Origin of the sequence: Vreelandella boliviensis LC1, assembly GCF_000236035.1 — a bacterium.
Lineage (GTDB): Bacteria > Pseudomonadota > Gammaproteobacteria > Pseudomonadales > Halomonadaceae > Vreelandella > Vreelandella boliviensis.
On the sequence record NZ_JH393257.1, the window covers coordinates 175,191 to 201,138 of the forward strand.

A 25,948-nucleotide genomic window follows, 5' to 3' on the forward strand; every position below is an offset into this window, starting at 1 on the left:
TCGATTAATGCTTAATAATCACTTCACGCCGCCATGACGTTGTTCAAGTGCTGCGCAATAACGCGCATAAATGGGTTGGTAGGCGGCCACACTTTCTGGTTGTGGGTCGGCCAACGACTTGGCATCCAAATGGACGAGCCGCTCACACAGAGCCTCCAGAGTGACGCCCTCTGAACGCTGGTCACACCAAGCCGCCTGTATTGCCGCGCCAAGCGCGGCCGCATCGGTAATCTCTGGGCAAATCACCTGGGTACCGGTAATGTCCGCTACCATCTGCCGCCATACGGGGCTGTTAGCGCCGCCACCGATCAAACGAATCTGGCTGGCCCCGGCGGTTAAATCACCCAACAGTTCCAGCCCATAGCGTAGCCCGAAAGTGGCCCCTTCCACCACGGCCCGACACACATTAGCCTGGGTGGTATTCAGACTGGTCAGGCCAAGGAAGTCCGCTGCGGCGTCGGGTAGCATCGGCACTCGCTCGCCGTTGAAAAACGGCAATACGGTCACGCCTTCGGCGCCTATTGGCGCGCTGGCTACCTTCTCGCCAAACGCCGCCAAGTCTAGGCCAAACAGCTCGCGTACCCGCGTAGTGGCTGAAGTGACATTCATCGTGCAGATCAATGGCAGCCAGCCGCCGGTGCTGGAGCAGAAATTGGCAACCATGGCGTTATCGCACTCAATAGGGGCAGCCGAGTAAGCGCACACGGTGCCTGAAGTGCCTAAACTCAGCGTGATTAGCCCTGGGGTAATATTGCCGGTACCAATGGCACCCAACATATTGTCGCCGCCGCCGGAGGAGACGACAACCTGTTCGCCCAGCCCAAGTTCGCGGGCCACCGCCGGGCGCACAACACCGACCGACTCCTGGGCTTCCAGCACGCGAGGGAGTACCCGCTTGGGGTCTAGTTCTGGGGCTATCTCTGCAAAAACATCCAGCTGCCAGCAGCGCTTACGGGTATCGAAGTAGCCAGTGCCGGAGGCATCGCCCGCCTCGGTGACGCGTTCGCCGGTGAGCCAGAAATTAAGGTAGTCGTGAGGCAGCAGTAGGCTCTCGATGCGTCGATACGCATCCGGCTGCCGCTCCCGCAGCCAAGCGACTTTAGACGCGGTATAGCCGGTTTGCAGCACCAGCCCCAGCTTTTCTAAACAGCCTGCCTCGCCACCCAGGCGGGCAACTAAATCAGCGTTCTGGGCGCTGGTCTCGGTATCGCACCACAGTTTGGCAGGATAGACCGGTACACCTTCGCCATCGAGGGCGACCATACCGTGCTGCTGGCCAGAGACTCCGATGCCGCGAACTTGGCTCGCCGAGACACCGGCTTTGTCCAATGCAGCAAAAAAAGCCTCTTTTAGGGCGGCTAACCACTCGGCGGGCGCCTGTTCGCGGCGACCATTTTCACCCTCTTCCAGGTGATGGGGGCGGCTTGCTTCAGCCAGAATCTTACCCCGCTCAACGTCTACCACCACTACCTTGGTACTCTGGGTACCGCAATCTACCCCGATATACATCACAGTGTTCCTTTTGATGACGCCAGACCCTCTAGCGTAGCGCGTGCGCCACGTTCGTGCAGGGAACTTAGGGCCGCTAAATAGGCTTCAACAAAACGGGTGCTGTCGATTAAGTCGCCAAACAGCTCGCGGTTTTCGATAAAGGCCGTTGGCCGCTGGCGGTTCTCGGCGGCTATCGCCATGAGCGGCGCTTTCAAGCGATCGACAATTTCAATGGGCTCGCCTTGCTCGTCTACTCCTTCAGCGTAGCGCGCCCAGCTGGCCACCACCGCGGCGCTGCGCTCTATCTCGCCACCTTGGGACAACTGCTGGCGAATCACCGGTACTAGCCACTTAGGAATACGGTCAGAGCTCTCGGCGCAGAGCCTTGCCAGGGTATCTTTGATTTGCGGGTTGGCGAAGCGCTCAATCAGCGTTAAGCGGTAGGTTTCCAAATCAACCCCCGGTACTGGCGCCAGGGTCGGCGTGCCCTCTTCGCGCATATAGCCCAGTAAAAAATCAACGAATAGAGGATCTTGGCACACCTCATGGGCGTAGCGGTATCCGGCTAAATAGCCAAAATAGGTTAGCGCCTGGTGGCTGGCGTTGAGCAACCGCAGCTTCATCAGTTCGTAGGGTTCGACATCCTCCACCACTTGGACACCCACTTTATCAAACGCCGGACGCCCAAGGGGAAAGTGATCTTCCAACACCCACTGGGTGAAGGGTTCACAGACTACCGGCCAGACGTCCTCTAATCCAAAGCGCTGACTCAGTTCATCAATATCGGTGGGCGACGTCACCGGAGTAATACGATCCACCATGGCGTTGGGAAACGCCACCTCGCTGGCAACCCAGGCGCCTAACTCCGCATCCCGCGCCTGGGCATAGGCGCCAAACATACGTTTGGCCACATCGCCATTACCTTGAATATTGTCGCAGGACATCACGGTGAACGGCGCAATACCTCGCGTACGGCGGCGGGCGAGCGCTTCCACCACGAGTCCAAAGCTGGTGGAGGGCTGGGTAGGATTGGCAAGGTCGGCGCGCACCTGGGGGTTATCGAGGTCGAACTCGCCGCTCACCGGGTGAAAATTGTAGCCGCCCTCGGTCACTGTCAGCGACACAATGCGAATCTCTGGATCGGCCATCTGCTCGATCACTGCCTCGGTCTCTTCCGGTGCAAACAGGTAATTCACCATACTGCCAATGACCCGCGGCTCATACTGACCATCAGGGTGTTTCACCACCAGGGTATAGAGGTAATCCTGCGCTGCCAGCGCCTGTTGCATGCGTTTGTCGCCGGGCATCACGCCTACACCTACAATCCCCCAATCCAGCGCTTCGCCCTGGTTCATCAGCGTATCCAGGTACATCGCCTGGTGAGCGCGGTGAAAGCCGCCTACCCCAATATGCACAATGCCGGGTGTGAGCGTCTTGCGGTCATAGCTAGGTACGCCAACATCGGCGCTTAGATTGCCCAAGTTGTGGTTATTGAGTTGGGTCATTGGTGCTCTCCGGACAAGGCCTACTTGGCGCTATGGGTATATTGGCAGGCAGGTAAACAGAATCGGTATTCGAGTCGTGGCTTAACCCTCAACTCATCCAGTTTCCGCCATCGACATTGAGTGTCTGGGCGACCACGTAATCACTGTCGTGGCTGGCCAAAAACACCGCCGCGCCAGTGTGATCTTCGGGAAGCCCCATACGCCCAAACGGAACTGCCTCGCCCACTAGGCGCTTCTTCTCGCCGAGCGGGCGGTTTTCAAAACGAGCAAACAGCGCATCAACCTCTTCCCACATCGGCGTATCCACCACGCCTGGGGCGATGCCGTTGACGTTGATTCCGTGTTTGATTAGATCCAACCCGCTGGATTGGGTTAGGCTGATCACCGCGGCTTTGCTGGCGCAGTAAACGCTTACCAGGGCTTCACCGCGGCGACCTGCCTGGGAGGCCATATTGATAATTTTGCCGCCTTGCCTGTGGTCCACCATCGAACGGGCAACCGCCTGCAGGGTAAAAAACATGCCCTTGGTATTAACCGCAAACTGCTTATCATAGCTTTCCTCGGTCACCTCAAAAACTGGCGCCATATCGAAAATCGCAGCGTTATTGACCAAAATATCGATGCTGCCAAAACGGCGGGTTACCGCGTCCACCATGGCGTCAATCGAGGCTTGATGGCAGACGTTCAGCTCAATGCCCATGACTTTTTCAGCGGGGGCCTGCTGGCCCAGAATTACCACGGCAGCTTCAATGGCTGCACCATCGATATCTGCCACCACCACGCTGGCACCTTCGCTTAAATAGCGCTGGGCAATGGCCAAGCCGATGCCCCGAGCACCACCGGTAATCACCGCGATTTTGTTGTTTAGTTTCATCGTTCTCTCCGGTTTACTCTGCGAAGCCTTGATCAATTAGCCGAGTGGCCTTCGGCTTGCCACTCATCTATCAAAGCTTCAAGGCCGTGCATATGTTCTAAAATGCGCCAGGCGCCTGCTTGAGTAAGGCGCGCCGATTGATCGGCATCCACATGGCTGGCGCCGACAAAACCAATGACACACATCCCTGCGGCATGGGCGGCGGTTACTCCGGCCACGCTGTCTTCCACTACCAAACAGTCCTGCGGCACCTGACCTAACTGTGAGACTGCCAAACGATAGAGCGCGGGGTCGGGCTTGGGGTTGGCTACTTGCTCAGCGGTAAAGATGGGTACCTCGCCCAATGCATCGGCCAGGCGCGTGCTCGCCAAGGATGCCAACACGCGGCTGCGACGGCTGTTGGAAACCACCGCCTTTTCCAGGGCAATGTTGCGAATCGCCTTATCGGCCCCCTCAATGGCTTTAAGCTCCCGTGCTAGTCGCGCCTCAATGGCAGTATCCACCTGTTCGGTGGCATCCAATGGCAGCGTGTGAGCGCTTAACGCTTCGAGATGAGCGAGAATAGCCGCCGTGGTCATACCCAGGGCTTGGCCAAGTTCCTGGTCGATATTGAGATCAGGCAGCCAGCGGGAGAGGTACTCCACCAGCGTGCCTTCAGCAAGGGCCTCGCTGTCGACCAGCACGCCATCACAGTCAAAGATCAGCGTCCTCATGCAGGCTCCTCAGAAGACGAGCCGGGGGCGCGGTTATCGTGGCGGGTTAGCCCCGCTAGCGGATGCTGCTGTAGGCTAGAAAGGGCCTGCCCGCCTGCGTCAAACAGGTGAGCGCGCTCGGGGGCAAAGCCGAAACGCACGGTATCGTTGACCCGATAGGCCACGTCGCCATCGGCCATAATCGTAATCAGTTCATCGTCCATTTGAACGTAGAGCGAGGTTTGACCGCCAAGGCGTTCAAGCACTTTGATCTCGCCGCTCAGCGGGCCCTGCTCTTCAAGCACTAAGTGTTCAGGGCGCACACCCAACTCAAGAGATGCGTTGGCTTCCAACTGCTGGCCGTCGACCAGTACGCTACGTTCACCGCCGCCGGGCATCCGAATAACAACTCCTTCAGGTGTCACACGGGTCAGCGTCACCGGTAGAAAATTCATTTTCGGAGAGCCAATAAAACCCGCTACAAAGCGATTTCGCGGATGATGGTAGAGCGCCATGGGCGAGCCCACTTGTTCGACCACGCCGTCGTGGAGCACGACGATTTTATCCGCCATGGTCATCGCTTCGATCTGGTCGTGGGTGACGTAGATCATGGTGGCGTCCAGCTCATCGTGCAGGCGCGCCAGCTCGATGCGCATCTGCACACGTAGCGCGGCATCCAGGTTGGAGAGCGGCTCGTCGAACAGAAAGATGCTGGGGTTACGTACAATCGCACGGCCTATCGCCACCCGTTGGCGCTGACCGCCCGAGAGCGCTTTGGGCTTGCGGTCTAACAGCGGCTCTAGCTGCAGAATTTTGGCCGCCTCCAGCACCTTGGCGCGCCGCTCTTCCTTGGGCACACCGGCCAGGCGCATGCTGAAGCCCATGTTGCCCTCGACCGTCATATGCGGGTAAAGCGCGTAGCTCTGGAACACCATGGCGAGACCGCGGTCTGCTGGGCCGACGTCATTGATACGCTGGCCGTCGATTAAAATATCGCCGTCAGTCGCGCTTTCCAGCCCGGCGATCATGCGCATCAGGGTCGATTTACCGCAGCCGGAAGGGCCAACGAAAACCACAAATTCGCGGTCATTGACCTCAAGGTCGATGCCTTTGATCACCTCGGTGTCGCCGAAACGCTTGGTAATATTGTGCAGTTGTAGTGTTGCCATGAGGAAAATCCTTTACTTGACGGCACCAAAGGTCAGGCCACGTACCATTTGTTTTTGGGTCATCCAACCGAGTATCAAAATTGGCGCAATCGCCATGGTGGAAGCAGCGGATAGCTTGGCCCAGAACAGCCCTTCAGGACTTGAGAATGAGGCAATATAGGCGGTTAACGGCGCGGCTTTTGAGGTCGTCAGGTTGAGACTCCAGAACGCCTCGTTCCAACTTAAAATGATTGACAGCAAGCCGGTAGAAGCGATGCCTGGAAGAGTCAGCGGCAGCAGTAGAAAGAATACTTCCTGGAGGGTCGAGGCACCGTCCATACGCCCCGCTTCAAGAATGTCTTTAGGCATATCTTTAAAGAAGGTGTAGAGCATCCATACCACAATCGGCAGGTTCATCAGGGTATAGATGATGATCAGCCCGGTGCGGGTGTCGAGCAGGCCGACGTCGCGGAAAATCAGATAAATCGGTACCAGAACGCCCACCGAGGGCAGCATCTTGGTGGATAGCATCCACAGCAGGGTGCCTTTGGTGCGCTTCGTGGGTAAAAAAGCCATAGCGTAGGCTGAAGGAATCGCAATCAGCAGCGCGAAGAACGTCGAGCCAAACGCCACCGCTACGCTGTTGAGTGCAAAACGGGTATATCCTGAACGAGCGTGTACCGCCTGATAGCTTTCCAGGGTGGGCGAAAAAATTAGCGTGGGGTCGGCAATCGCTGCGGTTTCGGTTTTAAAGCCGGTCAGGATCATCCAGAAAATCGGAAAGAAGATCACCAACGCCACCGACCAACCCAAGAGCGTCAGTAAGATGCGTTTGCTTTGCGCCGACCGCCACCCGGACACCGAACGTGGCGCTGTCGTTTTGGAACTTAGTGTTGTCATCGAAGTACTCCCAAGACACAAGTGCCGGTCTAGTCTTCCAAGTTTTTGGCCACCATGCGGACCAGGAAGATCGCCACAATATTGGCGAGAATGATCGCGATCACCCCACCGGCGGAAGCAGTGCCTACGTCAAAATCCAGCAACGCACGAATGTAAATCAGGTAAGCCAGATTGGTAGTCGCCAAGCCAGGCCCACCGGATGTGGTCACGAAAATCTCGGCGAAGATCGTCAACAGAAAGATCATCTCAATCATGATCACCACACTGATGGCACGCTTTAAGTGCGGCAGGGTGATAAAGAAGAAAATCGCTATCGGCCCTGCCCCGTCCATGCGTGCCGCTTCCACCTGATCTTCATCCAGCGACTGCATGGCGGTGAGCAAAATCAGTAGTGCAAAAGGCAGCCACTGCCACGCCACGATGATCACAATCGAGGTCAGCGGCAGCGATGAGAACCAATCCACGGCGGGCAGCCCGATGGACTCAGCCAGCCACGCTAACACCCCGTTAGAGGGGTGCATCATCATGTTTTTCCACACCAGAGCACTAACAGTGGGCATCACAAAAAACGGCGAGATCGCTAGCACACGGGCGATCCCGCGTCCCGCGAACTCCTGTTGGAACAGCACCGCCAGCAGGGTGCCGCCTACCACGGTAATCGCCAACACCCAACCCACCAGCAGCAGCGTGTTGCCCATGGCGGCCCAAAGGGCTGGGTCGGAGAGAAGGTATTCATAGTTTTCCAACCCGGCAAAGCCGGTCATGCCAGGCATTAACAGGTTGTAATACTGAAAGGAGAACCACAGCGTCATGCCTAACGGCACAATCATCCATAGCAGCAGTAGCGTCACGGCTGGCGCTTGCAGTGACAGCGTTCTCAGCCCACCGACGGTACGGCCGGAAGCACGTGTTTTAGTCATGGGAATACCTGCAGAAACAGTGTGGGGGCAATGCCCGCCTGGCTAGCCAAGGCAGGCATTGCGGCCATCAGTCTAGATATCCAGCCCGCTGCATGGTGCGTTCGGTGGCACGCTGAGCACTGTTTAGCGCCTGCTCCACTGTGGTGTCACCGGTAAGCGCCGCAGCAATGGTTTGGCCTACCTGGGTGCCGATCGACTGAAACTCTGGAATGCCGACGAACTGAACACCCACGTAGGGGGTAGGTTTCAGGGTGGAATCGGTGGGGTCGGCGTCCTGAATAGCCTTTAGCACGAAGTCAGCAAAGGGGGCTGCTTCGGTGTACTGTTCATTGGCGTAGGTCGACTCACGGGTGCCTGGCGGAACGCTGGTCCAACCTTGGGTTTCACCGACCAGTTCTATGTACTCTTGTGAGGTAGCCCAGGTAATAAACTCAAGCGCCGCCTCCTGGTTCTCTGATGAAGCTGGGATCGCTAACGCCCAAGACCACAACCAGTGTGAACCTTTAGGGGTTTGTGCCACCGGTGCCGGGGCAAAGCCTAAGCTGTCGGCCACATCGGATTCATTGCCGTCATACAGCTTGCCCGCTGCCGAGGTGGCATCCACCCACATCGCACAGTTACCACGGGAGAAGAGCGCCAAATTTTCGTTAAAGCCGTTGGAGCTTGCGCCTGGCGGGCCGTAGTCGTTGAGCAAATCGACATAAAACTGGATAGCGTTAACCCACTCCTCAGAGTTGAGTTCAGGGTTCCACTCTTCGTCAAACCAGCGACCACCGTAGGTGTTCACCAGGGTGGAAACAAAGGCCATGTTTTCGCCCCAGCCTGGTTTGCCACGCAGGCAGATACCGGCTAAGCCTTCTTCGCTGCCGTGCAGCTGGCCTGCCCACTCACGCACCTCTTCCCAGGTGGGCTGCTCGCTCATTTCAATACCCGCTTTCTCAAACAAATCCTGGCGGTAGTACATCATCGAGCTTTCAGCATAAAACGGCAGCGCGTGTAGCCTATCCTCGTAGCTTAAGCCGTCACGAACCGAGGCTAACAGGTCGCCTTCGTTGTAATCGTCGGGCAGGTTATCCAGCGGGGACAGCCAGCCACGCTCCGCCCAGATAGGCACTTCGTAAGTACCGATGGTCATAACGTCAAATTGGCCGCCACCGGTGGCAATATCGGTGGTCATACGCTGACGTAGCACGTTCTCCTCAAGCACCACCCAATCCAGGGTGATATCGGGGTGAGCGTCTTCAAATGCATCGGTGAGGCTCTGCATGATGACCATGTCATTGTTGTTAACCGTGGCAACGGTAATTTCGGTTTGCGCCTGGGCATGGCCCGACATGGCAATGGCGGCCGCTAGCGTGGTGACGGGCAAGTGACGTGCGAGTCGCATAAAAAACTCCTATGGGCTTGTATTAGCATTGTTGTCGCCTTGATCTTATTGATCATCTATCGAACAAATGATCGTACGTAAGTCAAAAAAAAGCAAAGCCGATCAGCTTAGACTTTACGCTAACTTATAACCCCTAACGCATGTTGCAGTGCATGCACCTAAGTTCTGAAGTCCTAGAGCGCCTCAACAATCTGCCGAGCGGCCACTTCGTCGGTGACCAACCCTTTCAGCCAGCCACCGCGCAGCGCGGCAAGAATCGCCGGGGCTTTTTCATGTCCTCCCGCAATGGCCACCATATGGTGCTTACCAAAGCGCTCCAGGGGAAGACTGGTGACCCGCCGCGTAATCGAACAGTCGATCACCTCGCCGTCACGGTTCAGCGGCCAGCCAAGCAACTCCCCTACCGCTTTCAGACCCAGCAATTCATCCAGTTCGCTTTCACTAATAAAATGGTCTTGAAACAGCGTGGCTTGGCGGTCGATGCGCCCAATGCCGATAAACGCAGCTTCTGACTCCCGCGCCACATCGGCAATCGCTTTAAAGAGGCGCTGGGTCAGCATCGCCTCTTTTTCAGCAAGCGTCTCGGCTACCACTGGCGCGGGCAGAAGAAAACGCTCACCGCCAGTTTTATCCGCCATTACCATCACTGCATCATAACGGTTAGCCGAGCCATCCCGGGCGACATTACCTACCAGCGACACAAAACGATGCTGGGGCCGCTCAACGCGACTAAGCGCTTCTACCGCTGCCCGCACCGAACGCCCGGTACCTAACGACAGTGTCAACGGCTCGCTGCGCTCAATCAGTTGGGCAATGCGCTCGGCGGCAGCGACTGCCAAGTAGGAAGCGGCACTGTCGGCGGCGTGGTTATCGGCGGGTACCACCTCACAGTAGGTCAAGCCAAAGTAATCGCGCAGCGTGCTACCCAGCGCCATACAGTTAGAGATTGGGTGATCAATATGCACTTTTACAAGCCCTTCCTGGCGAGCCAACGCCAATAAACGCTGCACGCCAGGACGTGAAACACCCAACTGGCTGGCGATCTCATCCTGGGTCATTCCACCTATGTAAGACATCCAGGCGGCTCTGGCCGCCTGATCCAGCTTTACCTCAAATTTATCCATAGGGCGGCTCACATAAAAGACGTAGATAACATTCATAACAGCATCATACAAAGCTAAGCCCGCGACCAGTAGTCGCCTATCCGCTAACATAGCCTGAGTTCAGCGTTTCACAATGGATAGTCCGCTTGGAGATACAATATGTATAAGCTCGCTTTTTTTGTCCCCATAGAAGATGCCGAAAGCGTTAAGCAGGCGGTGTTTGAAGCCGGTGCCGGCCGTATGGGTGCATACGAGAATGTCTGTTTTCAAACCCGTGGTACGGGGCAGTTTCGCCCAACCGAGGGCGCCCACCCGCATATCGGTTCAGTGGGCAATTTGGAAAAGGTCGAAGAGTTCAAAGTCGAGCTGCTGTGCGATGAAGCGCATATTCACGGCGCCATCGCGGCCTTGAAACTTGCCCACCCCTACGAAGAAGTCGCTTATGATGTGTGGCAGTTGGCCGATATGTAAGTGGTTTTTCCGCCGGGATGCTAATGACTCACGCGCTGCCAAAATAGCGCTCGCGGTCTTCGGGGGTCACCATGCTGATATGCAGCGGAAACTCATTGAGGGCGCGGTCAGCGTAAAAGTGACGTAGCGTGCGCTCGATGGTGGTGAAGGCTAATTCATCCCAGGGGATTTCATGCTCTTCAAACAGCGCGACTTCCAGGCTCTCCGGCCCGGCACTGAAGCCACCGATTAATTCGGCTCGAAAAATCATATACACCTGATTGATATGCGGCAGGTCAATTAGCGTGTAGAGGTTGGCTAGCTCAACCTCAGCACAAGCCTCTTCACGGGTCTCTCTGGAGGCCGCCTGCTGAGTCGATTCGGCATTTTCCATATAGCCAGCAGGCAGCGTCCAGTAGCCTTTGCGCGGTGAAATAGCGCGCTTACAGAGCAGCACTTTACTACCGCTAACGGGTAGCGTACCGGCCACGATGCGTGGATTTTGATAGTGAATCGTGCCGCAGGCATCGCACAGGTAGCGTGGGCGGTCATCGCCTTCCGGGACGGCAAAACGTACTTTATCACCACACTGGCTGCAAAAATTCATCGCGTATTCTCAACGGCTGGTGAATAGAAGCCTCGACGCGCTTGACGTCAACGACCGCTGCTGGGTAAAAGAGAACAAAGTAACTGGATGCCCCATGTTAGAGAAACTGCGTAAACAGCTGCAACAGCTAACTCCTCAACGCTTGGATCACATCGTGATGCCCGAGGCCGCCGTGCTGTTGCCGATTGTCGAGCGCCCAGCGCCTACTTTACTGTTTACCCGCCGTGCCAGCCATTTGAACACCCATAGCGGCCAGGTGGCGTTCCCAGGCGGCAAACGCGAGTCCTTTGATGTCGACCTTTACGCCACGGCACTGCGCGAGGCAGAAGAAGAGATTGCCCTCGACCCCGGCCTGGTGCAACCCCTGGGGCGGCTGTCGGATGTCATTTCGCTACATGGTATTCGCGTTACCCCCTGGGTAGGCATTATTCCGCCAGATTTACCGTTGATTGCCGACCCCGGCGAGCTAGACGCCATTTTTGAAGTACCGCTGAGTCACTTTCTGAACGATCACCGTACCCACACCGATGTGATTACTGTGGATGGCGTTGCCCACTACGTGCCCAGTTATCACGTAGAAGGCCATGTGATTTGGGGCCTCTCGGCGATGATGCTGGTGGAATTGCTGGCCGAGGGCTTCGGTATGCCGATTGATTTATATCAGCGCCCTCAAGGGCCGCTGCGCCACTATCCAGAACGTAAAAGCCGACTCTCTAAACCCTCCCCGGCCGCTACCGGCTCAGCGCCATCGAGATCCAACCAATGACTCCCAGTGTTGCAACGTCGTCACCTGCGCTTCAGCCCGCGACGCAGGTCGCACTTGTCGATGCGCTGGTCGAGCAGGGCTGGTATGTGGGGCGCGGGGTTATTGACCTGACACTATGCAACGCGCTGAATAATGAGCTTCTACACCGAGCGGCCTATAACGGACTGGATGAAGCCGGTATTGGCCGCGGCCAACAGCACCTGTTGCGTAAAGATATCCGCAGCGACGCTATTCACTGGCTTGATCGGGAAAGCGCCGCCCAGAGGCGGTACCTGGACGCCATGAGCGAACTGCAGCAGGCGCTTAACCACGCGCTGTTTTTGGGCTTATTTGAGTACGAAGCGCACTTTGCCCACTACCCACCGGGCGCTTTTTATCAACGCCATCTGGATAGCTTTCGCGGTCGTGCCAACCGTGTCATCTCAACCGTTGGCTATCTGACGCCCGACTGGCCCAGCGACGGTGGCGGCGAAATGGTGATTTACCACCCTGACGACCCCAGCCAAGAGGTCGCACGCGTGGTACCCGAAGCGGGCACCTTCGCCTGTTTCTTATCTGAAACCATTCCCCACGAAGTGCTACCTACCCGCTGCCCACGTACTAGCATCGCGGGCTGGTTTCGGCGCAATGCCTCACTGGGTGGCGTGCTTGATCCAGCACGCTAGCATTTTCAGCGCCCTAACAGGCTAACCCCAACAGGCTAACTAAGCGGGACAATTTGCCCATTCGCCCGCTCCAGCACTTCGCGCACTTGCTCGTAGTCAGCGCTGCGCGTGTTACCACCTTCATGCTGTTCAATAAGCCCGACAACGTTTAATAGCGTGTCCATCCCATAGGCGTTTTCATCCGTGGCAGTAAACGCCTGGATATAGCCTTTACCGCTGACATCCCAGCCTACTTTGATCGGCGAATCGATAATATTGACCTGCGTGCCTACCGGCACCCGCCAGAACACCGATTCGATATCTTCAGGGAGCATGCGAATACAGCCCCGGCTAGCGCGCATACCAATGCCATCGGGCTGGCTGGTGCCATGAATCAGGTAACCGGGAATATCCAGCAAAATAGCGTACTGGCCTAGCGGGTTATCGGCACCGGGGGGAACAACCGCAGGCGCCGGGTCGCCGCGTTCGGCGGCTTCACGGCGAATCGATTCAGGCGGATACCAGGCCGGGTTTTCAAGCCGCATGGTGGTTTCGGTAATCCCCAACGGGGTGTTATAGGCATCCCGCCCAATACCAATGGGGTACGTCTCTACCCGCGGCGCCTCGCCCTGTCCTATCTCGGGGTAGTAATAGAGGCGCAGTTCCGCAACGTTAATAACAATGCCGGTACGCGCTTCATCGGGCAAAATAAACTGCCCGGGGATCGTCACCTCGGTTCCTTCTCCTGGGACCCACAGGCTGGTATCTGGATTGGCCATACGAATTTCTTCATAGCCCACGTTGTTTGCCCGGGCAATATCCAGCAGCGTATCGTTTTCGGTCGCGGTGACGGTATACACTTGGCCCACCATATTGCCCTCTTCGGGCAGCAGGAAATGCCCTTTGGGCAGTTCGCTGTTATCAGCGGCAACACTCGTGGCTAATAGCCATGCACCTAGCGCAACGCTGCTGACACAGAGCTGTTTAATAGTCTGCAAAGGGCAGGACGTCATGGTCAGGGGTTCTCCTTTTTATGCGACCTACGCCGATGAACAGCGGGCCATTTGGTTAGGAATATGAACACTGGATTGGGACAGGTCAACTCGACAGACTGTCGCACGGCAGCAGCGAAGCAGCTGCCTGGCAATCAACCCAACCCGATTCCACTACCCAAAAGTTTCAATGTAACAGTTGTATTTCTGAAAAAAACGTCTAACCTGATAGTTATCTTAGCGCAGTGAAGCGCAAGATAGCGTTAATCACACTAATGTATTAAATACAGTATTTAATACTGCATTAAATTCTGTAATAAATACTTAGGGTAATTAACACATTTAGGAGTAATAGTACGGGCATTGACATCGCTTATTTTTAAACGAAGCCGATACCGTCGCTATTGATTTATTTGGGTTGTTACGCGGAGTCGTTAAGCCCCAATAAAATCGCAAGGAGCAAGTAAAATGAAAATCATCAAACCCGCTATTCTAGGTACTCTCATGGTTCCGGCCTTTATGTTTGCCGCTGGCACGGTAAATGCCGAAGAGACTACCACCACCATGGAAGCGACCTACCTGACTGAAACACCAGCAGGCACTTTCCATGCTGACGCCCTAACCGGCAACCAAGTCAAAAGCAGCATCGAACATGACGAAGATATCGGCACCATCACAGACTTAGTGATTGACGAAGATGGTCAAATTAATGCTGTCGTTGTTGGCGTTGGTGGCTTCCTCGGTATGGGCGAGAAAAACGTCGCTATCGAATGGGATTCACTTGAACTGACCAAAGACGAAGATGGCGAAGATTACGTCATCACCGTTAATGCTTCAGAAGATGCGCTTGAAGCAGCGGAAGAGTACAACCGCACTACAGACAAGTAAGTGCTAGCTAGAAACACAAAAGCCTTGGCAAATGCCAAGGCTTTTTTAATGCTAAGCATTAAAAATACCAAGCATTAAAAACACCAAGCAATAGACTTAAAGGCGAGCATTAATCCAAACAATAAAATGGCTCACGCACACTATCTATGCGCGAGCCATCTATCTTTAGGTATACTATCTACAAGCAAACCATTGCCTAGATCAAGTTTAGGCTTTAAGTTTAGCCGTCATACTAATATCAGCATTAAGGACTTTGGAAACTGGGCAATTGGCTTTAGCCGTTTCCGCTGCTTCCTGGAAAGCGGCTTCGTCTGCGCCACTTATCTCAGCAACAACATCCAGGTGAATGTTCGAAATATCAAACCCGGCGTCGCTTTGGGAAAGCGTCACTTTGGCGCTGGTCTCAATAGAGTCAGCGGTATAGCCTTTCTCACCCAAAATCATTGACAGCGCCATTGAGAAACAGCTGGCGTGTGCCGCGCCAATCAGCTCTTCGGGGTTGGTACCTTTTTCATCTTCAAAGCGCTTGCTGAAGGAGTACTTGGCATCTAAAACGCCACTTTCGGTTGAAACGGAGCCTTTACCATCCTTGAGACCACCTTCCCAACGTGCGCTAGCTTTACGATCCATGAACAACTCCTTGTGTGTGCCAAAATGCATAATAGACATGTCGTCAGACAGGGCCTAACGACAGTTGCCGCTCGACCACCTAACCAGCGTAGCTGATTTTCTACTGTTCTGCTGCCCTCGCGTTCTCAATAGCTTCCATCCCCCTCTATTCAGCCGTAAGCTAGTTAGCTACCTAACCGCATTACTTATTGGACGTTAAGGACTCACCATGTCGTCGGCTGATTCACTGCGCTTGATACTGCTCTCTTCACTGTGGGGTCTGTCGTTTATCTTTATGCGTGTAGCCGCCCCAGAGTTCGGTGCAGTGCCGTTAGTGATGGTACGTATGGGGATTGGCGCGCTACTGCTGATGCCGCTACTGATCAGCCTGCGCTATCTGCGACTCATCTGGCAGCATAAAGGCCCATTGCTGTTTTTAGGGGTGGTCAATCATGTACTGCCTTTTTCACTGCTGGCGCTCGCCACCACTCAACTTGAAGCCGGCTTCACCTCACTGATTAACGCCACCACGCCAATTTTCACAGCGCTACTTGGCGCGCTGTTTTTCGCTACCGCGATACAGCGTCAGCAGTATTTGGGGCTCGCCTTAGCGTTGCTGGGTGTTTACGTACTGTCTGCCAATCGGCTCGACTTCACCTTGGGCGGGGACGGTTGGTTTATTTTGGCCGCACTGGGGGCGACCTTTTGCTACGGCATTGCGAGCAACTACTCCAAAACACGCCTCAGTCATCTGCCAACGCGTGTACTGGCCGCGGGCAGTAGCGCCATGTCGGCGCTGGTGCTGCTGATTCCGGGCATCTTGCTATGGCCTAGTGATCCCATCACGCCACTGGCCTGGGGAAACGCCCTGGCGCTGGCCGGTCTCAGCACCACGCTGGCTTTTCTGCTCTACTTTGGTTTACTCGCCAGCGCGGGCGCAACCGCCACCTCAACGGTGACCTTCCTGGTGCCGGTTAGCGCGCTAATGTGGGGCTATTTGTTGCTTGGCGAAACCCTGAACCTGCAGATTATCGCCGGGATGGTGATTACCTTGATCGGCACGGCCATCGCCACCAAGTTACTGCGCATCAAGCGTCACGAGTCACCGCCACCAGTCTATCCCCCACACGAATAACACTGCCTTCGCCGTTAAGCAGCGTAGCATTTTGACCAAAGTGGGCGCCTTTTTGGTTGGGTTGGGTATTGAGTTCAATCAAGGTTTTCAGCGGCTCTGCAGGAGCAGGCACTGCCGCCGTATGCTGATCGATTGTGGTGATTTTGCAGCGCTTACAGGGCTTACGCAGCGCCAGCTGAAAAGTGCCGCTCGCCTCGGTGAGGGTAGCCCAGCGGTCTTCAGCCCATGCCTCATCGCTCTTTACCACGATATTAGGCCGAAAGCGGTTCATGGGGATAGGTGCCTGCCCCTTCGCTATCAAGGCCTGATTAAGGGCATCTAATGAGCCCGTGGTGGTGATCAAAAAAGGATAACCGTCGGAGAAGTAGGTATGCGCTGACCCGCCGTCGAGAAAATCCTCTTCAACGGCTCGGGTAAACTCGTTGGCAAAGCGAACCATGCTAAGCCCCTGGGCCTGCTCGCCCAGGGCGGCAACCAGCCAGCGCGAGACTTCATCGCTCTCTGGCAGGGCTTTGCAGTGATCATTCCACACACTGACCAGGCGCAGATTCCCCTTGGGCTCGGCCAGCGGCACGTTCAGCGGCTCGACGTTGGGATGCGACAGCACCAAGTGCTCATCGGTCAGCGCAACCTCAACGGTGGCAAGCGCCGGTAGTTGACGCTGGGTAACAAAACGCTGTTGCGCATCTACCAGCATCCAGCGCCGATCCCAGGCTAGCCCGTGCTCCTGCAGCTCGCTGTGATGAACGCTGATGCCTTTTAGCGATTTAACGGGATAAATATTGAGTTGAGTAATCTGCACGGCGGCCTCGTGACGATGTAAAAGCGCTACTTTAGCCATTCTCGCCGCGTGCGGCTACTCGAAAACACGCCCTATAGCGTCATACCGGCTTCGATCCGATAGCCTAAATCAACCACTTTCTGGGTCAGCGACTCCCCGCGAATGCGCGCCAACAATTCTCCCGCCGCCGCTTCTCCAATGGCCTGACGTGGAGTGACGACGCTGGCAAGCCGAGGTGTCATCACCTGCCCCACATCGTGGCCATGGAAGCCAGCCAAGGCCATACGCCCAGGCACATCAATGCCCCGCCGATGGCACTCGAAGTAGGCTCCAACAGCAACATCATCATTGGTACAGAACACGCCATCAGCCTGAGGATAATCGGCTAACACTTGCCCGAGCAGTGCCGCCCCAACGCTGTAAGACGAGCGCTGGGTGCTTTGCAGCGTGACAGGCGTTAATCCGTGCTCTTCCATGGCATGACGGTAGCCCCGCTCACGCTGGAGGGTACGCTCATCCAAGCGCACCGCCAGATAAATTACCTGACGTCGCCCACGACGAATCATCTCACTCACCATGTCATACGCGGCTTGAACGTTATCGTAGCCCACCACCTGCTGCAGCGGCGGGCGGTGGGTATCCATGATCTCAACAATCGGGATTCCGGCGGTTTCCAGCATACGCAGGCTGCGCGGGGTATGGTCACGGTCAGACAGAATCACCCCATCGACGTTATAGGAGAGCAAAGATGCCAGGCTGCGCTCTTCAAGCTCGGGGCTATAGCCATAGTGAGAAAGCATCAGGTGATAGCCCGCCGGTTCCGTCAGCTTTTCGATACCGAGGATGACATCGGCGAACACCTGGTTGGTGAGCGACGGCACCAGTACCCCTATGGAGTGACTGGTCGCTCTGGAGAGCAAATCCGGTGCGCGATTGGGAATATAGCCAATCTGTTCGGCAACCGAGAAGATGCGCTCGCGCAGGCCTTCTGAGACCGTTTCAGGGTCGCGCAGGCAGCGGCTTACCGTCATTTTGGTAGCCCCTACATGATCGGCAATATCCTGTAGGGTGGGGCGTTTTTTCTTCAAGTTATCTCAACTAGCAAGAAGCTGGGGAAGCGTTAGACGAAATGAGCGCATCGAGACAGCCCTGTAAAACCATCTCTGGTGGCTGATCGATTGATATAGTAACGGCTTCGTCTTCGCTGGGTGGCTCTAGCTGAGCAAATTGGCTTTGCAACATATCATCACCTTTGAAATAGTGATCTTCCCTTCCTGCGAGGCGCTTGCGAATCGTTGCAAAGTCGCCCTCAAGATAGATAAACACGACATTTGGCTCATCACGGCGCAAACGCTCCCGATAGCGACGTTTGAGAGCAGAACAGCCAAGTACCAGCGCTGTTTCTTGTGACAACAGTTGCGCTAAATCGGATAGCCAGCCAATGCGATCTTCATCGTTCAAAGGAATACCCTCGGCCATTTTATTGACATTGCTTTGGCTATGAAAATCATCGGCATCATAGAAAGGAATGCCAAAATAGCTTGCCAACTGGTCGCCAATTAAGCTCTTACCGCAACCTGACACACCCATAACTACAATTTTGTAATGCTTGGGCACGTTATGCATTTTTAACCTCTTTTGCAGCAATTTTTTCCTTATGGCGCATGCGAATGACCACCAGCAGCATGATAACGACCAACGCCACCAAACCTTTGGATAGTGGCGTCGCCAGCAAATACTCCCATAACGGCATATTGCGGGCACCGGCAATACGCATTGCTCTTGCCAGGTTGGTCTCAATTAACGGCCCGAGTACCACCCCGATAATAATGGGGGCCAACGGAACATGCATTTTTTTGAAAATAGCGCCTGCTATCCCGAGGATAATTGCTATAAAGACATCAAATAGGCTATTACGCAGGCTGTAGGCACCAAACAAGGCAAATACCAGTACCGTCGGTACGATGTATTCCATTTTAATCTTTAAAATATAAGAGAAGTACTTGATTCCTATCGCACCGATGATGGTCATCGCCACCACTGTCAGTAACATGCCATATAAAAAAGTAAATGCTACATCTGGACGATTAACGAATAGGCTTGGACCCAGCACTATGCCATGGATAACCAACGCTCCCGCGATAATTGCGCTAGTGGGGCTACCCGGAACACCAAGTGCCAAAAGCGGAACCATAGAGCTACCTACGGTGGCATTATTGGCGCTTTCGGCAGCGATAATTCCATCAGGGTTACCTTGCTCAAACGGTATGTCGCGACGCGATGCACGCTTGGCATCTCCATAAGACATAAACACGGCAAGCGTAGTACCTACACCAGGCAGTAGCCCTACCACGGTGCCAATCAAGCCTGATTTCCAGACCAAAAACCGTTGGCTCAAAATATCCTTTATTACCGTCATCCGCGAAATTTTCTGATCACGGTACTGCACTTGTTCACTAGGCTTTTTACCTATGTTCAGGAACATTTCAGCAAAGCAAAACAGCCCCAGCACAACGGGCACCACGGAAATACCCGAACGTAATCCTAGGCTATCAAAGGTGAAACGTTCAGATCCGGTGATCATATCCACCCCAACCGTGCTGATAAATAACCCTAACAGCACAGCTAAAGCCGCTTTTAAAATGCTGCCGCTTAGGGCACCGACAATGATTAAACCGCTTAACGACACAAAAAACATTTCCGCAGGGCCGAATTGAAGCGCAAAACGAGCTAGCGGAGGCGTAAATAAAATCAACACCAGCACGCCGATAAAGCCACCGAACATGCTGGAAAAAATAGAGTAATAGAGCGCTTCTTTGGCGCGCCCCTGCTGCGTTAATGGATAACCCTCCATCGCCACAGGCGCTGCAACAACATCCCCAGGCACATTTATCAAAATAGCGGTGATCGAGCCACCGTACATACCGCCCATGTAAATACCACCAAGCAACAATAGGCCGATTTGCGGCTCCATTGTGAAGGTCAGTGGTAACAACAGCGAAATACCAATAGCACCGTTTAAACCAGGAATAGCGCCGACGACAATGCCGACCAGCACACCAGCAAACACCACTAAAAAAACGCTAGGGGTAAATAAATTGAGCAGGATTGAGAAAATATCCATGGGCACTACTCGGGTATTAGCAAAATGAAACCGGGGCTGTTAAACCCCGGTTATGTGTCGGTATCAGTTACCGTTGATTTGATCTAAATTGCTTTCGATAACCGGCATCAACACGCTGTTGGATTTTTCCAGCATTTCGTTGACGGCACTATCGTCTAGGTAGCGGTAAGGAATTGCCGAGTTTTCAAAGTTAGTGATCATTTCTTCGTTGGTACTAATCTTATCCAATGCGGCGACAAGCGCTTCACGAACGTCGTCAGGCAACCCTGCTGGAGCAACCAGCACCCGTGATACACCCATCACAAGATCAAGGCCTTGCTCTTTAAATGTGGGCACGTCAGGAAACATCTCCATACGCTCTTCCGCTGCAAAGCCAATCGGTTTGCCGTTTGAATCAACAATCGGATCATGGCTCATGGAGGAGGTCGATGCTAAGTCAATATGGTTGCCTAGCAAAGCGTTCATCAGTTCACCACCACCGGAATACCGGATAGGGGTAATTTGCATGTCGGAGCGTTCAGCAAAGGCCAACGCATGAAGCAAGCCAAGGGCGCCAGACTCACCAATAATCATTTCGCCTGGATGCTCCTGACCGTAGCTGACTAACTCTTCCAGCGTATTGTGCTGACTATTTGGCGAGGCAAAAATCCCCATAGGCATATCGTCAAAAGCAGCCAAGTAGTCGAGGCTATCAAAAGTAAAACTGGTATCACGAGTATGTTCTAGAACAAAGTTATCTGGGTAACCAAACACACCCAGGGTATAACCGTCCGCATCACTACGGGCAATCTCGTCAATGCCGATTTCACCGCCTGCACCCTCGCGGTTAACAACATTAATTTGTTGCCCAAGCTCTTCACCCAAGCGGTCAGCGACAATACGCGCAACCGTATCGCCACCACCTCCGGCACTATAAGGCACTATAATTTGAATATTTTTTGTAGGGTAATCCTGTGCCTGGGCTGTGCCCGCCGCCGCTAGCAGAAACGGTGCACTAAGTAGTAAAGTTAGGTTAGTTTTCATTGTCATCACCTTGGTTATTTGGCGTGCATGGATGAACTGGCGCTGCTCTTCTGTTGTTGGGTTTACAACTGTTAATCAAAAGAGTGCGCCTGAAGGTGCTGGGAGGCCCAGCAGAAGAGTAAAGACGAGATACATAAATAGTGTGATTACAAATGCGAAAATGACTGCGCGCACCCACAGGGCTCGATTTAGGTTTTCTGCATCAATACGAAAGGCATGGTAGCTGTATATGGTGAAAACCAAAAAAGCGGACGCTGGGTAAAACCCAACGGATAGTAACAATCCATACGCCACCAGCATCAGACCACCCGGCACCATCACTTGAAAAATCAGAATATCGTTAAATTGAACACGCGCTTCTCGACGTGCTTCTAACTCTTCTTTTGCCGCCTTTTTACGCCCTTCAAGCAACGCTTGAAAAATTAATAGCACACCGACAATGGCCAACCCCCACAAAATATATTGAGGAAACAGCGCTGATCGGTCGGGTAGATCTGTCGTTTGCAGATAAAAGAATATCGAACTAAGAAGAACAATAACGCCGAGAATAAGATTTGAAAGCATTTGAGCACACGCGTTAGTCGGTAAAGGGGCTACCGTTAACATCATCAATGTTACCGGTAACTTTTGATATGCAAAGGCTAACGACCTGATCTGAGGGTGTCAAAACAAAACTGATAACTTACGACCAATGTCTAGGGCTCGTACAAAAAGTCGGCGAGCGAAGGCTAGAGAAGGTAAAAATCGACGTAAAAAGGATCGGGCTCGTGTTCGAGTTTAGGGGGTGTAAATGAGCATTTTGATGGTGACGCCGAGTTCGGACTCGCACACGAGATGATTTTTAACGCTGTATTGGCAAGCGCAAGCAATTTTCGTACAAAGTCTAGAACAAGTTCGGCACGCATATGAGATATAGCCAATCTGTTCGGCAATATCCTGTAGGGAGAGGCGTTTTTCTTCAAAAAGTGACTGCTTTATACCAGGTGTAAGCGTTAGGGCCTCCCCTAACCAAGGGGAGCACCCAAATGCTCTTTCTTGTAGTTCGCTTCCCTTTAACCAGGCGAGTGGCTGGGCGTCCGGCGCTCCTATTAATTACCGCGCACGGCGGTGAGATCAGGCAGCCAAGTAACAATACTTGGGAAGGCAATCAGGACTACCAGCACCACGATGAGCGCCGCATAGTATGGCAGCATGGCTTTGACCAACGACTCCATAGAGACTTTACCCACACCACAGCCCACATAGAGGCAGGTGCCCACCGGCGGGGTTAATAGCCCGATGCCCAATACAAACGCCATCAGTACACCGAAGTAAGCCGCATCGACGCCTACCGAGGTCACAATCGGAGCCAACATGGGTGCCATGATCACCATTGCCGGGGTTAAGTCCATTACAAAACCGACCAATAGCAGCAAGAAGGCCACAATCAATAACAACAAAAATGGATCTTGGGTAATAGCCTGTACTTGGCTAACCAGGGTTTGCGGCACCATATTGATGGTAAGGAACCAGGCGATAACCGTTGCAAATGCCAGAAGCATCATGACCATGCCGGTCAAACGAGCAGTGCGGATCAACATGCCGATTAGCTCTTTGAGTTTGAACTCGCGGTAGACCACCAGCGAAATAGCCAGCGAGTAGAGCAGAGCTGCCACAGCGGCTTCGGTGGCGGGAAATACGCCGCCAATAATACCGCCAATCACAATCACCGGCAGCACCAGCGCCAGCCAGGCAGCTTTAAAAGCTTTCCAAAGGCGATCCCAGCGGAACTGCTGCACACCACCGCCATCTTTTTTAGCAAGAATATAGGTGGTCACCATCAGTGCAAAGCCAATCAACAGGCCAGGGATAATACCGGCGATAAACAGGCGGCTAATAGAGGTTTCAGTAACAATGCCGTACAGAATCAGCGGAATAGAGGGCGGAATAATGATACCGATCACTGACGAGACGGTATTAATCGCGGTGGCATTGGCCGCCGTGTAGCCCTGTTCTTTCATTGAGGGAATCATCATTGCGCCGGTAGCGGCCGTATCGGCCACTGCAGAACCACTGATACCGCCAAAGAACATCGAGCCGGTAATTGCGACCTGTCCCAACCCGCCGCGCATAAAGCCGACCAAAGCAGCCGCCAGTTCCATCAAGCGACGCGCGATGCCGCCATTGCTCATCACCTCGCCGACTAAAATAAAGAACGGGATCGCCAGCAACGGAAAACTGTTCACCCCACGAATAGACTGCTCGATCATGATCGACAGTGGAATATCAGAGAGTACCGCCATCACCAACGCCGCCACGCCTAAACCAAAGGCAATCGGCAGCCCAATAACGATGGAGGCCAATAAAATAGCCAGAAAAATCCATAGCATGATTAGTGCTCCCGCTCAGGGTGGCGAATAACGTTCAGGCTGACCCACATCCGCCAAATCGATACCACAGCAATAAAGATAACGCACAGCACCAGCGAAAGGCTGATGAAGCTCAGCGGTACGTCCATAATCGCCGAACGACCACTGGAACGTGACAGCACTTGGTAGCCGCCCCAAATCATCACCACCATCAGGCCGGTAATAATCAGGTGCTGGAGCAGATATAGCATGTGTGCAATGCGCAGTGGCAGGCGCCGCACCAGGGCGTCAACGGCGATATGCTCGTAGCGGGAAAACGCTGCTGCAGCACCTATAAACACCAGCCATACAAATAGCATACGCGCTAGTTCATCCGCCCAGGGCAGTGAATTATTGAACAGAGCGCGCCCCACCACGTTGCAGGAAACGGACACAATCAACGCCACTAAAATAACGCCGATCAGATACTCCATGCCTAAGGTCAGCCATCGAAAAATCACCGGGCCTTGGCGGGTATCGGTATCGATTTCCAGCAACTTGCGATTGGGGTCATCCAGATACAACGATGGATCCTCAATCGGCGTGGGGGAATTTGAGGGAGTAGAGGAGAGTGACATAGGAGCTCCAAGGGCACTGACACGTCGGGCAGGCTCAATGGCCTGCCCCAGTAGTGCGCTAAACGTAAGGTTTAGTTGCTGCTCTCTTCAACAATCTTTTGAATGTCGGCGATCAGATCTTCACCAATGCGCGGCGCCCACTCTTCATAGACCGGCTGAACTGCCTCTTGGAAAGCGCCTAACTGCTCGTCGTCCAGGCGGGTAATTTCCATACCACGCTCTGCTAGCTGGTCACGTGACCAATCATCGTATTCAGCAGAGAGCTGAATTTCGTACTCCGCAGACTGACGCGCAGCTTCCTGCACAAGCTCTTGATACTCAGGCGCCATACGCTCCCAGGTGCGTTCGGAAAGCATCATGATAAAAGGAGTATAGACGTGACGGGTTTCGGTGCCGTAATCCTGCACTTCGTTAAAGTTAGAGGTCAGGATGGTGCTCCAGGGATTTTCCTGACCATCAACAACGCCCTGCTCCATCGCGGAGAACAACTCACCAAAGGCCATCGGCGTTGGGTTGGCGCCTAAGGCTTCCCAAATCGCCAGGTGCACTGGGTTTTCCATGGTACGTACACTTAAACCGCGCACATCAAGTCCGGCAACATCATCCGGGCTGGCCACAGGGCGAGCGCTGTTAGAGAGCTGACGATAGCCATTCTCAGAGAAGGCGAGCGCTTTCAGACCGGTACCTTCAAAGGCATCCAGCATATCCTGAGCAACATCGCTCTGCATGACGGCTACGGCAGCTTCACGGCTAGGCAGTAAGAACGGCAGATCAAAGGCAGCCAGCTCTTCAACGTAACCGGTGGTGGCCGAGCTAGACGGATAGGTCATATCGAGCGTACCGGTTTGCAGCATTTCCAGCATCTGCACGTCGTCACCCAACTGGCTGTTAGGAAAAACGCTAACCTTAATGCGACCGTCGGTGCGCTGCTCCAGAATCTCACCAAAGTACTGGCTGGATAGGTACTGCGGAGAGCTTTCCGCAAGGCCGATGCCCATGCGCAAAGTATGCGAACCATAATCAGCGACTACCTCGCCTTCGATCTCAGGCGGATCAGAGAGCTCAGGGCTCTGAGCATGAGCCATACCCAATGTCAGAGTGGTCGCGCCGACGAAGGTCAGGGTGTTGCGCCAAATAGCGGTCATAGCGTTATCTCCAAATACTCATTGTTTGTAGTGAATTGTTATATGCAGCGAACTGTTTTATAGCGAACTTTAAGTCCGGCAACTTGTTACCGGTAACATTCGGTAAGCGAAGGCTAGCCACCTACCCGGGGCGTGTCAAAACAAAACTGCCCACTTACGACCAACGTCTAGGGATAGCCACTTACTGCTTCCCGCGCTACATTAGGCTACGTATTTCAGATCGGAACCCATACTTGTGCAACCATCTTGTAGCGAATTAGAGCTCGATCACCAGCTTTGCTTTGCGCTCTATTCAACCTCGTTGATGATGACCAAAGTTTATAAACCTCTGCTCAAAAAGCTGGGGCTTACTTACCCGCAATATCTTGCCATGCTGGTGTTGTGGCAAAACGATGGCATCACAGTAGGCACAATGAGTAAGCGCCTACTAACCGACCCTGGCTCGCTTACGCCGCTGCTTAAGCGCCTTGAAGCCGACCAACTGCTGAACCGCAAACGCAGCCACGAAGACGAGCGCGTGGTAGAGCTTTATCTTACTGACAAAGGCACAGCGTTGCGTGAACTGGCGTTCGATATTCCTAGCTGTATGGTGCATGCCAGCGAGCAGTCGATTGAATCACTGACCACCCTGAAAGAGGACTTGGTGCGGTTGCGTGATAGCCTGCAAAAGAACCAGTAGCCCTTCACTTTTTGGTGCAGAGCATCAGAATTTATTTGCCATTTATATTGCGCGCAAAATAAAGCTGCGCTAAGTTAATAACACAGGTTCATAATTAATAACGCTGACAGGAGATACAGA

General features: G+C 54.0%; 27 protein-coding genes. 6 read left to right on the forward strand and 21 right to left on the reverse strand.

What is annotated here, in order from left to right:
* Nucleotides 1–18 precede the first annotated feature (18 nt).
* The 9 genes from xylB to KUC_RS00795 form a co-directional block, all read right to left on the reverse strand.
* Nucleotides 19–1,509, reverse strand: a complete 1,491-nt coding sequence (gene xylB, locus KUC_RS00755; RefSeq protein ID WP_007111146.1) for a xylulokinase — start codon at nt 1,507–1,509, stop codon at nt 19–21.
* Complete coding sequence (locus KUC_RS00760; RefSeq protein ID WP_007111147.1) at nt 1,509–2,996, reverse strand: mannitol dehydrogenase family protein; 1,488 nt, start codon at nt 2,994–2,996, stop codon at nt 1,509–1,511. The genes xylB and KUC_RS00760 overlap by 1 nt, the downstream gene beginning before the upstream one ends.
* Before the next feature lie 88 nt (nt 2,997–3,084).
* Nucleotides 3,085–3,870 (reverse strand): L-iditol 2-dehydrogenase, encoded by a 786-nt coding sequence (locus KUC_RS00765; protein ID WP_007111148.1) that lies wholly within the window; start codon nt 3,868–3,870, stop codon nt 3,085–3,087.
* 32 nt (nt 3,871–3,902) lie between these two features.
* Nucleotides 3,903–4,583 (reverse strand): HAD family hydrolase, encoded by a 681-nt coding sequence (locus tag KUC_RS00770; RefSeq protein WP_007111149.1) that lies wholly within the window; start codon nt 4,581–4,583, stop codon nt 3,903–3,905.
* Nucleotides 4,580–5,731: an ABC transporter ATP-binding protein gene (locus KUC_RS00775; RefSeq protein ID WP_007111150.1), complete on the reverse strand. Its 1,152-nt coding sequence runs from the start codon at nt 5,729–5,731 to the stop codon at nt 4,580–4,582. Before KUC_RS00775 ends, KUC_RS00770 begins: the two co-directional genes overlap by 4 nt.
* A gap of 12 nt (nt 5,732–5,743) precedes the next feature.
* A complete protein-coding gene (locus KUC_RS00780; protein WP_040479087.1) occupies nt 5,744–6,610 on the reverse strand; it encodes a carbohydrate ABC transporter permease in 867 nt (288 codons plus the stop codon).
* A gap of 29 nt (nt 6,611–6,639) precedes the next feature.
* Nucleotides 6,640–7,530: a carbohydrate ABC transporter permease gene (locus KUC_RS00785; protein ID WP_007111152.1), complete on the reverse strand. Its 891-nt coding sequence runs from the start codon at nt 7,528–7,530 to the stop codon at nt 6,640–6,642.
* A 67-nt stretch (nt 7,531–7,597) separates the two neighbouring features.
* Nucleotides 7,598–8,917 carry an ABC transporter substrate-binding protein gene (locus KUC_RS00790; RefSeq protein WP_007111153.1) on the reverse strand — a complete coding sequence of 440 codons (1,320 nt, stop codon included), beginning with the start codon at nt 8,915–8,917 and terminating at the stop codon, nt 7,598–7,600.
* Between the two features lie 173 nt (nt 8,918–9,090).
* On the reverse strand, nt 9,091–10,041 hold the full coding sequence (locus KUC_RS00795; RefSeq protein ID WP_040480073.1) for a sugar-binding transcriptional regulator: 951 nt from the start codon (nt 10,039–10,041) through the stop codon (nt 9,091–9,093).
* A gap of 138 nt (nt 10,042–10,179) precedes the next feature.
* Here KUC_RS00795 and KUC_RS00800 point away from each other — a divergent pair, with 138 nt between their 5' ends.
* Entirely contained in the window at nt 10,180–10,491 is a 312-nt protein-coding gene (locus KUC_RS00800) for a YqfO family protein (RefSeq protein ID WP_007111155.1), read from the forward strand.
* Between the two features lie 28 nt (nt 10,492–10,519).
* On the opposite strand, the gene KUC_RS00805 is transcribed toward KUC_RS00800, so the two are convergent.
* A complete protein-coding gene (locus tag KUC_RS00805; RefSeq protein WP_007111156.1) occupies nt 10,520–11,077 on the reverse strand; it encodes an NUDIX hydrolase in 558 nt (185 codons plus the stop codon).
* A 94-nt stretch (nt 11,078–11,171) separates the two neighbouring features.
* Between KUC_RS00805 and KUC_RS00810 the strand changes: the two genes are divergently transcribed.
* Together KUC_RS00810 and KUC_RS00815 are read left to right on the forward strand one after the other, a co-directional pair.
* Nucleotides 11,172–11,843, forward strand: a complete 672-nt coding sequence (locus KUC_RS00810; protein WP_176459033.1) for a CoA pyrophosphatase — start codon at nt 11,172–11,174, stop codon at nt 11,841–11,843.
* The gene (locus KUC_RS00815) at nt 11,840–12,508 is read left to right on the forward strand and encodes a 2OG-Fe(II) oxygenase (RefSeq protein WP_007111158.1); all 669 of its coding nucleotides are present in this window, start codon (nt 11,840–11,842) and stop codon (nt 12,506–12,508) included. The genes KUC_RS00810 and KUC_RS00815 overlap by 4 nt, the downstream gene beginning before the upstream one ends.
* A gap of 35 nt (nt 12,509–12,543) precedes the next feature.
* Here the strand turns inward: KUC_RS00815 and KUC_RS00820 are convergent, their stop codons facing one another.
* Entirely contained in the window at nt 12,544–13,500 is a 957-nt protein-coding gene (locus KUC_RS00820; protein ID WP_040479089.1) for a L,D-transpeptidase family protein, read from the reverse strand.
* A 447-nt stretch (nt 13,501–13,947) separates the two neighbouring features.
* Between KUC_RS00820 and KUC_RS00825 the strand changes: the two genes are divergently transcribed.
* Nucleotides 13,948–14,367 (forward strand): PRC-barrel domain-containing protein, encoded by a 420-nt coding sequence (locus tag KUC_RS00825; RefSeq protein ID WP_007111160.1) that lies wholly within the window; start codon nt 13,948–13,950, stop codon nt 14,365–14,367.
* Nucleotides 14,368–14,574: 207 nt separating this feature from the next.
* Here the strand turns inward: KUC_RS00825 and KUC_RS00830 are convergent, their stop codons facing one another.
* Nucleotides 14,575–14,997, reverse strand: coding sequence for an OsmC family protein (locus tag KUC_RS00830; protein ID WP_007111161.1), 423 nt, complete (start codon nt 14,995–14,997; stop codon nt 14,575–14,577).
* A gap of 208 nt (nt 14,998–15,205) precedes the next feature.
* Between KUC_RS00830 and KUC_RS00835 the strand changes: the two genes are divergently transcribed.
* Nucleotides 15,206–16,111: a DMT family transporter gene (locus KUC_RS00835; RefSeq protein ID WP_007111162.1), complete on the forward strand. Its 906-nt coding sequence runs from the start codon at nt 15,206–15,208 to the stop codon at nt 16,109–16,111.
* Here the strand turns inward: KUC_RS00835 and KUC_RS00840 are convergent.
* From KUC_RS00840 to KUC_RS00880, 9 genes are all read right to left on the reverse strand, one after another.
* Nucleotides 16,065–16,913 (reverse strand): MOSC domain-containing protein, encoded by an 849-nt coding sequence (locus KUC_RS00840; RefSeq protein WP_040480075.1) that lies wholly within the window; start codon nt 16,911–16,913, stop codon nt 16,065–16,067. The two genes, KUC_RS00835 and KUC_RS00840, sit on opposite strands and share 47 nt — an antisense overlap.
* A gap of 71 nt (nt 16,914–16,984) precedes the next feature.
* Nucleotides 16,985–17,980, reverse strand: a complete 996-nt coding sequence (gene gntR, locus KUC_RS00845; RefSeq protein ID WP_007111164.1) for a gluconate operon transcriptional repressor GntR — start codon at nt 17,978–17,980, stop codon at nt 16,985–16,987.
* Between the two features lie 10 nt (nt 17,981–17,990).
* A complete protein-coding gene (locus KUC_RS00850) occupies nt 17,991–18,518 on the reverse strand; it encodes a gluconokinase (protein ID WP_007111165.1) in 528 nt (175 codons plus the stop codon).
* Entirely contained in the window at nt 18,511–20,016 is a 1,506-nt protein-coding gene (locus KUC_RS00855; protein WP_007111166.1) for a tripartite tricarboxylate transporter permease, read from the reverse strand. The genes KUC_RS00850 and KUC_RS00855 overlap by 8 nt, the downstream gene beginning before the upstream one ends.
* Before the next feature lie 63 nt (nt 20,017–20,079).
* Entirely contained in the window at nt 20,080–21,039 is a 960-nt protein-coding gene (locus KUC_RS00860; RefSeq protein ID WP_040479092.1) for a Bug family tripartite tricarboxylate transporter substrate binding protein, read from the reverse strand.
* A 75-nt stretch (nt 21,040–21,114) separates the two neighbouring features.
* Entirely contained in the window at nt 21,115–21,648 is a 534-nt protein-coding gene (locus tag KUC_RS00865) for a tripartite tricarboxylate transporter TctB family protein (protein WP_244264715.1), read from the reverse strand.
* A gap of 479 nt (nt 21,649–22,127) precedes the next feature.
* On the reverse strand, nt 22,128–23,408 hold the full coding sequence (locus KUC_RS00870) for a TRAP transporter large permease (RefSeq protein ID WP_007111169.1): 1,281 nt from the start codon (nt 23,406–23,408) through the stop codon (nt 22,128–22,130).
* A 2-nt stretch (nt 23,409–23,410) separates the two neighbouring features.
* Entirely contained in the window at nt 23,411–24,004 is a 594-nt protein-coding gene (locus KUC_RS00875) for a TRAP transporter small permease (RefSeq protein ID WP_040479093.1), read from the reverse strand.
* Nucleotides 24,005–24,075: 71 nt separating this feature from the next.
* Entirely contained in the window at nt 24,076–25,149 is a 1,074-nt protein-coding gene (locus KUC_RS00880) for a TRAP transporter substrate-binding protein (RefSeq protein WP_007111171.1), read from the reverse strand.
* A gap of 235 nt (nt 25,150–25,384) precedes the next feature.
* Between KUC_RS00880 and KUC_RS00885 the strand changes: the two genes are divergently transcribed.
* Nucleotides 25,385–25,828, forward strand: a complete 444-nt coding sequence (locus tag KUC_RS00885; RefSeq protein ID WP_040479095.1) for a MarR family winged helix-turn-helix transcriptional regulator — start codon at nt 25,385–25,387, stop codon at nt 25,826–25,828.
* Nucleotides 25,829–25,948: the final 120 nt, after the last annotated feature.